This window comes from Robinsoniella sp., assembly GCF_034124845.1.
In genome coordinates this window covers 1-8,596 of sequence record NZ_JAWYAJ010000354.1, presented here as the reverse complement: position 1 = coordinate 8,596, position 8,596 = coordinate 1, and the positions used below count along the sequence as shown (strand labels likewise).

Annotated in this window: 7 protein-coding genes; all 7 read right to left on the bottom strand. The window is 44.2% G+C overall.

What is annotated here, in order from left to right; translation table 11 throughout:
• A partial coding sequence (locus tag ACH2DQ_RS17675) for a four-carbon acid sugar kinase family protein (protein ID WP_395027683.1) occupies window positions 1-1,127 on the bottom strand: 1,127 nt, incomplete at its 3' end.
• Between the two features lie 12 nt (window positions 1,128-1,139).
• Window positions 1,140-3,572 carry an alpha-mannosidase gene (locus ACH2DQ_RS17670; protein ID WP_394910741.1) on the bottom strand — a complete coding sequence of 811 codons (2,433 nt, stop codon included), beginning with the start codon at window positions 3,570-3,572 and terminating at the stop codon, window positions 1,140-1,142.
• Window positions 3,573-3,668: 96 nt separating this feature from the next.
• Entirely contained in the window at window positions 3,669-4,559 is an 891-nt protein-coding gene (locus tag ACH2DQ_RS17665; protein WP_394910742.1) for a ketose-bisphosphate aldolase, read from the bottom strand.
• Between the two features lie 52 nt (window positions 4,560-4,611).
• Window positions 4,612-6,111 (bottom strand): L-fuculokinase, encoded by a 1,500-nt coding sequence (locus ACH2DQ_RS17660; protein ID WP_394910743.1) that lies wholly within the window; start codon window positions 6,109-6,111, stop codon window positions 4,612-4,614.
• A gap of 22 nt (window positions 6,112-6,133) precedes the next feature.
• On the bottom strand, window positions 6,134-6,862 hold the full coding sequence (locus ACH2DQ_RS17655) for an aspartate/glutamate racemase family protein (RefSeq protein ID WP_394910744.1): 729 nt from the start codon (window positions 6,860-6,862) through the stop codon (window positions 6,134-6,136).
• 276 nt (window positions 6,863-7,138) lie between these two features.
• The gene (locus ACH2DQ_RS17650) at window positions 7,139-8,014 is read right to left on the bottom strand and encodes a carbohydrate ABC transporter permease (RefSeq protein ID WP_395027676.1); all 876 of its coding nucleotides are present in this window, start codon (window positions 8,012-8,014) and stop codon (window positions 7,139-7,141) included.
• Window positions 8,004-8,596: carbohydrate ABC transporter permease (locus ACH2DQ_RS17645; protein WP_395027673.1), on the bottom strand; the 593-nt coding region annotated here is incomplete at its 5' end. The genes ACH2DQ_RS17645 and ACH2DQ_RS17650, both read right to left, overlap by 11 nt.

Sequence of the window (8,596 nt, the reverse complement as noted above, 5' to 3'; positions counted from 1 at the left end):
CTGGAACACAGCGATGCGCTGGTGTCTCCCCCGCAGACAATGATTCTGCGGATCTCATAATCCTCTATTACCTGCCGGGATATCCTGGCAAGTGTATCGGATACCAGCGTAGAGACCGCCGTATTATCGATTCCCTTATCTGCCGCAATCTGTTTTGTTTCCTCTACATCCTCCATTGAATTCATGGAGTGCAGCATTACAAAAGCTGCTTTTTCATATGCTTTTTTTACTTCTTCTGCTATCCGGCTGCATTCCTGCTGCTGTGACCTGTCATCAAATAAAAGCTTTGTATTCAGTTCAATTACCGGGTATCCCTTTTTTTCTATATAAGCTGTCTGTGCAATAGTCTGTGGTGTCAGGCTGCCTGCCATACATAAAATTCTCTGATCTGACTCTTCTATTTTCGTTTCCGGGACAGGTGTTCTGGACTGTCCGCTGACATAAATTTCAGCCAGATATTTTGATAATGCAGAGCTTCCGCAGATAATCTTTTCATCAAAAAGTGCCTCAGCCAGGACGGCAAGATCCTCGTTGTTCCGCACATCCATAATCACATAGTTATAACGTTTTCTGCAGTCATCCACCGCCCTTTTTACGGCATCGGCACCCTGGTCAGTCACTTCATAAGTAACTGCGCCCACTTTTCGTTTTGTCTGTTCCTGCAGAATATCAACCAGACTCGACTTTGTCATTGGATGTACCGGATCCAGCTTAAACTGGGAATCGGCAAGAAGTACCCCGTGAACATAATGCTCACTGTGAATCGTAGTTCTGCCGTTATCCGGGAATCCCAGAACCACCACCGCAAATTCCTCTCCCAGTGCATCCAGCATAGCATCAAATTCAGCTCCTATATTCCCCCGGAACACCGAACACTGCTTATCAATATACTGTTTCACCCCGGGGCTTTTCACCTGGCAGACTGCGTCATAAACCTTTCTGTAAGCATCTTCATAAGTATCAAATCTGGAATCGGTATCAATAATGACAACCTCTCCTTCTTCATAACCGGTATGCTTACCGTCTCCATAGCTGTACACAATCGTTTCCAGATTGGAATTTCCGTACATGATTCCGATATCATTAGCTCCTGTAACATCATCTGCAATTACTACTGTATATGGCATTTTTGATCCCTTTCAAACACTCTCCACCATATTTACTTCCATAATTTCTTTGGAAATATCATATGGTATTTTAACTGTCTTTATCTCACAGGGTGCAAAATCCAGTTCCGCTTCCCTGTTTAAAAACGGAATGGAAAGTACTGCTTTTCCCTTTTGTTTTTTCGTCTCATAAGCCCGGATTATTACGCCGTCGCGGTCTTCTGATTCCTTTATAACTACTGCTGCAATATGGTCACTCTTCAGTTCCAGAAAAGACTGTTTCTGGGGCTGGCTGCCCGCATGGTAAGTTTCAATAACGGTAACCGGCTTCTGGTTCAGCGCTGCGGCATGTTCTACAATCTTAGAATCTTTCCAGGTGCCTTCATGGGGCAGCAGCAGATAAGTAAATTCCTGAATGCCTTCATCCACAAACTGGTACTCCTGTCCCTCTTCCAGCTGTTTGGGATCGTGATGTGCAAATACTGAATTTTTCAGTATCGTCATACACATCTCATCCACATCAAAAGAATAACTGTATTTCGCATCATTTGCAATGGCTAATCCATACATTTTTCCTTTTTCAAAATGTTCTCCCGTAAAGTCAAACCAGGTCTGCCCCGGCTCTTCTTCGCCATTGGCACTTTTTTCAATATATCCATAGGGAATCTCGTAGGTAGGCTTACGGAAGTTAAACCTCACCGGATATTTCACCTTCAGCATTGTCTGCGGCTCTCTCCAGTCTGCTTTTGTCTTTACTTCCACATAATCCAGGTCTTTATAGAGCCGAAAATCGGAAACAACATAAGACTGGTTGTATTTATACTTAATACGCAGGGTGGAACGTACCGGCCCATCTTCAAGGATATGTATGTAAACGGCTTTCATATCTCCGATTTCCTTATCAAATTTAAACTTATTGTGAGACCAGGTATCGGATTTATCTTCAATCACCGCAAGTCTTGCGCCTTCTCTTCTCAGTACTTCAAGATCTGCTTTCTTATCTACCAGATGCTTCATACATCCGTTTACCGGATTGAATTCCAGAAAATACCGGTCATTTTCAAGGGTATGTTCCGTTACCTTTACATGTTCGAATACGGGTGCTTCCTCCACATTTAAATAAAGTTTAAATACTTCATAACCCATGCTCTGAAGGTTCGCTGTAAACAAAAGCCTGGACTGACCGTTCACCGCAGCCTCTGACTGTATTCTCTGGGCACGGATTACATTTCCTTCACTGTCCGTGAGCCTGAACTGGTCATTACTAAGCCCCCGTACTTCCAGGTCAATTACCATGCGTCCCTGAAAAGCATGTGTATTGAATACCACAATTGGTTTCATGGTCACATCTTCTTCAATCTGAATATCCCAGGATATTGCCTGAATTGCATAATTTAAATTCTTCTGTCCAATTGCCATCGCCTGTCCATAGAGATAGGATGCATCCTCATAAGCAGACGGAATGCTTGTCCCAGCCAGAATATCGTGGAACTGGTTAAATAGAACCCCTTTCCATGCCGTTTCGAAGTCATCCGGATAGACCTGTCCCGCCGCCTGACTGGCAATGGTGCTCCAGGCCTCTGCTGCCAGCAGCAGATTTTCAGCTCTGCGGTTTTCACGTTTAATCCGGGACATTACGCTGTAGCATCCGCTTGCATGGTGCTGAAGATCTCCGGTTACCTGATGGTATTCCCTTCCATTACTGCGGATCGTTTCAAAAAACTCCAAGGTGGTTCCCATCTCCATTACCGGCATATCTTCCCTTGCATTCAGGGCATAGATACTCTTTAAATTTTCCCTGGTAGGTCCGCCCCCATGATTCCCTACCCCATAGAACATCATCAGATCATCTTCCACATCCTCAAGCTCGCATTTTAAGCGCTCCGTGTATTTCTCCAGATCTTTACCCCAGGTACAGTATTCATACGGAATCCGATAAGCCAGTACCTTAGAACCATCTTCCGACTTCCACCAGAAGACACGTCCGGGCAGCCCCTTTTCCAGGGGCATGGGCCTCATAAATACATAGTTGTCAAGTCCGCTCTTTTTCAGAATCTGGGGCAGGTTTCCATTATGTCCAAAGCTGTCCACATTATAGCCGGTGACAGCCATTTTCCCAAATTTCTCATTGAAATAACGCTGCCCATACAGCCCCTGCCTTACATAAGATTCACCGGAAGGAATATTGCAGTCCGGCTGGATGTACCACCCGCCAACGATTTCCCATCGTCCTTCTTCTACTCTTTTTTTAATCTCTGCAAACATCCCTGGGTTATTCTTTTCCACCCATTCAAAAAATACGGCAGAGCTGCATGTAAAAATAAAATTCTCATCTTCCTTCATGCGGTCCAGCGCAGAGCGGAAAGTTGCTTTAACCTCCTGAAATCCTTCCTGCCAGTTCCAGAGCCATACCGGATCCAAATGGGCATTCCCAATCATATGTAGTTTTTTATCCTTCATTCCCATTATTAACCTGCCTTTCCATTCCTATATTATGCGCAGTTCAGCGCATTCCTGGCCGTGAATAGTAACTTTATATTCACTGCAATTTTTCTTTCACACTTATGCTTTCCCGCTGCTGAAAAGATAATGGTTCATTTTTTCTTCTACTAACAGACGTACTGCTTCTCTTGATTTTTCTATCACATCATTTGGATAACTGTTCAGTTCCGCTTCGGTCATATGGCCTTCCCGTCCCACTACTGCCAGCATCTCCAGCTCCAGATCGGTTGCAATATTTACTTTGCTTACACCACCGCCAGGCATCCGGGCTGCCTTTGCCACCATATCACTTGGTACACCGGAACCTCCGTGCAGTACCAGCGGTGTGTCCGTTAACTCATTTATTCTTGCTATTCTTAAGTAGTCAACGCTGGGTTGTTTTACGGTATATACGCCATGTGCCGTTCCAACCGATACTGCCAGACAGTCCACCTGTGTCAGTTTACAGAATTCCTGTGCTTCTTTTGGGTCTGTAAACATCTCTTCATCCGTATCTGTCTCTACAAAATCCGTTGTTCCGATCTTACCAAGTTCTGCCTCTACGGTAACTCCAACCGGATGAGCGATCTCCGTTACTTTTTTCGTTAACGCTGCATTCTCATCAAATTCCAGCTCAGATGCATCAATCATTACCGAGGAAAAACCATGGTCAATTGCTTCCTGAATCACTGCTATGGTTTTCGTATGATCCAAATGCAGTGCCACCGGAACTTCCGGCTTCAGCTCTTCCATAACACGGTAAAACTCCTCTGTAAACTCCAGAATCCCTACCTTATGGCGTATAATCTCCTTTTCGGAAAGCTGCACAATCACAGGGGATTTCCGGTTGATTGCCGCCTCAATAATCGGTCTGATCAGCTTTGTATAACGGGCGGAAAAGGATCCCACCGCATACTGATTTTCGGTTGCATCTTTTAAAATATCTGTCAAATTCTCAACTCTTTTTCTCATAATGATACCCGCTGTTTATTGCAGATTTCCTGCAATACCCTTTCTCTCCAACTTACATAACCTGTTGTTTAAAAATCAATTCTGCCAATGGCATATATTTTTCACGCCATAACCTGTTATACTTTATTTCTCTGTCCGCATCCGGATCGTAACAGTCTCCTGTCTTAAGAGGTGCTTCCAGAAACTGTCTGCAGGCTTCGGCTCCTTCATTCCTTTTTATATATAAAGCTGCAGCTCCCAGTACCGTTGCTTCCGATACTGAGGGAACCTGTATCCTCTTCCCCAGTACATCCGCCTTAATCTGCATCCAGGCACGGCTGTTTGCCGCTCCTCCGGCACACCGGACAACCTCTGGCTTTATTCCATGCTTCTGGTACAGTAGCTCCATGATCCAGGCCGCCTGATACTGAATGCCTTCCATAATCCCTTTTAAAAGATGCCCGTATGTGTGTTCCATCTTAAGTCCAAAGAAATCAGCCCCTGTATCCGCCTTAAATACAGGTGTCCCCACACCGGTCAGATATGGAAAATATAACATCCCGGTGGGATCCTTCGATATAGATTCCAGTAAATCATTCATTTCTTTATATGTTATTTCTTCTTTCTGGGCGGTTTTCCGAAACCATTCTACCGACTGCCCGGCGGAAGGTATATTCCCCATCCAGAAATATCCCCCGTCTACAAAGGGTCCGTAGATAAATCCACTGTCCCGCTTAAACAGCTGCTCAATTTCCGCCCCCTGGACACGGTCACTCTTTAATATCCCAATATAAGTTTCAGCCGTTCCCAGACTGTTGCAAATGTCCTCATCCCGGTTCTGCAACAGCGCAAATGCCGCACACACATGATCGTGGCCTGCCACTGCCGCCCTGACCGTATCCTCCTTACCGCACCCAAGCAGCTGTTTGATTTCCGGATCACCTATTGGAACCGCTTCCCCGCTTGGCATTACTCTGGGAAAATTATATGTTTTCAGATGATAGCCCCCGATGCGGTTGTCATCCCAGCATCTCCTTGTGATATCATATACGTAAGTTCTTGCTGCAAAGCTTGGATCCGTAAAGAATTCACCAGTCAGTTTCCATGCGATATAATCACACATAGACAGCCAGACTGCCTCTTCCCGGTTGATATTCCAATTCTCCAGCAGCCATATAAATTTATAAATTCCATATTTAAAGCTTCCACGTAAACCTGTAGTCATGAAATTCCGGTATTCCTCTTCTTTCGTCAACTGCCCGGCAAGTGTCACCGTCCGTTTGTCATACCAGGGTAACATATCCGTCTCTTCCATCCCGGTCCTGCGGTTTATAACCAAACCCGCTTCCGCCATACCGGTAATACTGACTCCCTGTACCTGCCCTTTTACAGATGCGGCGAGTCCGGCAATCTGCTTCTTTACAATTTCCCAGATCACATCAGGCTTATAAACATCACCCCACAGATCCTTGGACAAAGGCGTCTCTTCCTTCTCCATGCCAATTATACTGCCTGCGTTGTCAAATAGTACCGATTTAATATGAGTAGTTCCCATATCTATTCCTATTATCATAGTCACATCTTTCCTGGTTTTTTTATATGATTTTAAGTAAGCTTTCTTTTAACTTCTCCACGCCAAGTTCAGGACTGGTGAGAATCTGATTCTGATCCATCCCTTCCACCGCTGTTACAGCCGATGCCATAGACGCCTGAGCCAGCACGATTACATCCGCATCACCTACACATGCTTCTACTGCCTCAGCAATTTTTCTGTCGTGGCGTTCTTTTTCTTGCGACATCAGCGCATCATATGCCCCTTCCACCAGAACACCATTGACGTAAACGGTCTTTCCTGCTTTTAAAGCTTTTCGTTTAATGAGATTGACGGTTGGTTTCAGCGTAGAATTAAGGGTGGCAAATACACATATTTTTTTCCCTTGTATTACGGCTTTTTCCACCATCGCCTCATCAATGCGGAGTACCGGAACCACAAGTTCACGGTCTGCTTCTTCTGCAAATTCTCCCACCGTTGAGCAGGCACTTAAAATGATATCCATACCCATTTTCTCAAAAATTTTTGCATATTCCATCCAACGCCAGCGCACCAACCCGGTATCCCTTTCATCCACCATATCCCTTAGAATTGAATCATCTAAGATGTTGTAAACTTCCACATTTTGGATCTTACTTTTGATCAGTGACGTCAGACTGTCTACGGTAGCTTTTGTTGTATGTATTACACCAATTTTATTCATCTTTACACCCAATACATATTCCAGGCTTGCCTGCAATACTGCCACAATAAAACAGGTTGAAAGAATCACATCGTGGCTTCCTTTCTATGTCATAACTTTCTTTCAACCTTACACCCCTGCATACCGCTGACGGGTCTGCGGTATGCATTAATAAGTAGTTTGAAACGCTTTTTGTTCCAACCTTACACCTCCTGCATATTGCGCTCCTGTCTGCAATTCTGGCACAATAATACCCGTTGAATGAGTCACATCGCAGCTTCTTTTCCATATCTATTTTCTTTCAATCATTTTCCACACAGGCTTTCTATGCGGAGTAAATCCTCCACGATGTTAAGCCTGCCCCGGCTATTTAACAGCTCCGCCCACATTCATACCTTCAATAAAGTAATTCTGGAAACAGAAGAACAGTAGCAGAATTGGTATCATAGAAAGGAACGAGACTGCCATCAGATAATTCCATTCTGTATAACCCTGTCCTTTAAATACCTGAAGCCCCAACTGTAACGTGTAAAGTTTTTGATCATTTATGTAGAGCAGGGGGCCCTGGAAATCGCTCCACGCTCCTTTGAAAGATACCAGTGCAATAGTTGCCAGTATTGGCTTGATCAAAGGCATCATGAGTTTTCCCCAGATATAGAAGTGCCCTGCTCCGTCTACTTTGGCTGCTTCCATCAGTTCATTTGGTATGGTACGGTAAAACTGCCTCATCATGAAGATATGAAAAGCATTACCTGTAAATGCAGGAATGATCAGGGGCAGATAAGTACCAACCCATCCGATCTTTGAAAATATAACATAAGTTGGAACCAGGGTAACAAAACCCGGAATCATCATGGTTGCCAATACTATTTTAAACAATGGCTTTCTGCCTTTAAACTCAATCTTTGCAAATCCATATGCAACAAATGAATTCACTAAAACATTTCCAATAATGGTAAATACGACAATCACAAGGGTATTTATGGTGTATTTTGTAAATGGCGCTTTTGTCCATGCAATCGCAAAGTTTTCAAACATAGGTACCTGGGGGATCAGTGTGGGCGGATACTGAGCTACCTCCTGGGGCGATTTCAGCGCCGTACACACCATCCAAAGAATGGGAAATAAAATGATAACTGCGCCCAGACACAAAATGACGAACATAAACAAATCCGTAACCCGGTCCCTTTTAAACCTCTGTTTGGAATTCCCTCCATTTTTCTCTTTCCGTCTAGTCATCATTATCACCTTCCTCGTAATAAACCCACTTTTTAGAACCCTTCTGATTAAACAGGGTTAATATCATGATAATCGCAAATAAGAACCAGCACATAGCATTGGCGTAACCGGTTTTAAAATTCTTAAATGCCTGATTCCACAGATGAACATTATAGAACAAAAGAGAACCTGCCGGATTCCCGGTTCCGTCTCCCGAGAAAATATATCCCTCCTGGAATATCTGGAACGCACCGATAATACCAATAGTTAAATTGTAAAAAATAATCGGTGACAACAGGGGTACCGTAATTTTTGTAAATCGTTTAAAACCGCTGGCACCATCGATACTTGCCGCCTCGTAATACTCCGCAGGAATACTCTGAAGCCTCGCCAGGTACAGGAGCATCTGTCCACCCAGCCCCCAAAGATGCATGAGAATAATTGCCGGTTTGGTCCAGTTGGGATCTGTAAGCCAGCCGGGACCTGTAATTCCTACAAACTTTAAAATGGTATTTACCAGTCCATTTGCAGGGTCCAGCAAAAGCATCCAGAGGAAATAGGTACCAACGCCTACCATAATTGAAGGCAGATAATAAATGGTTCGAA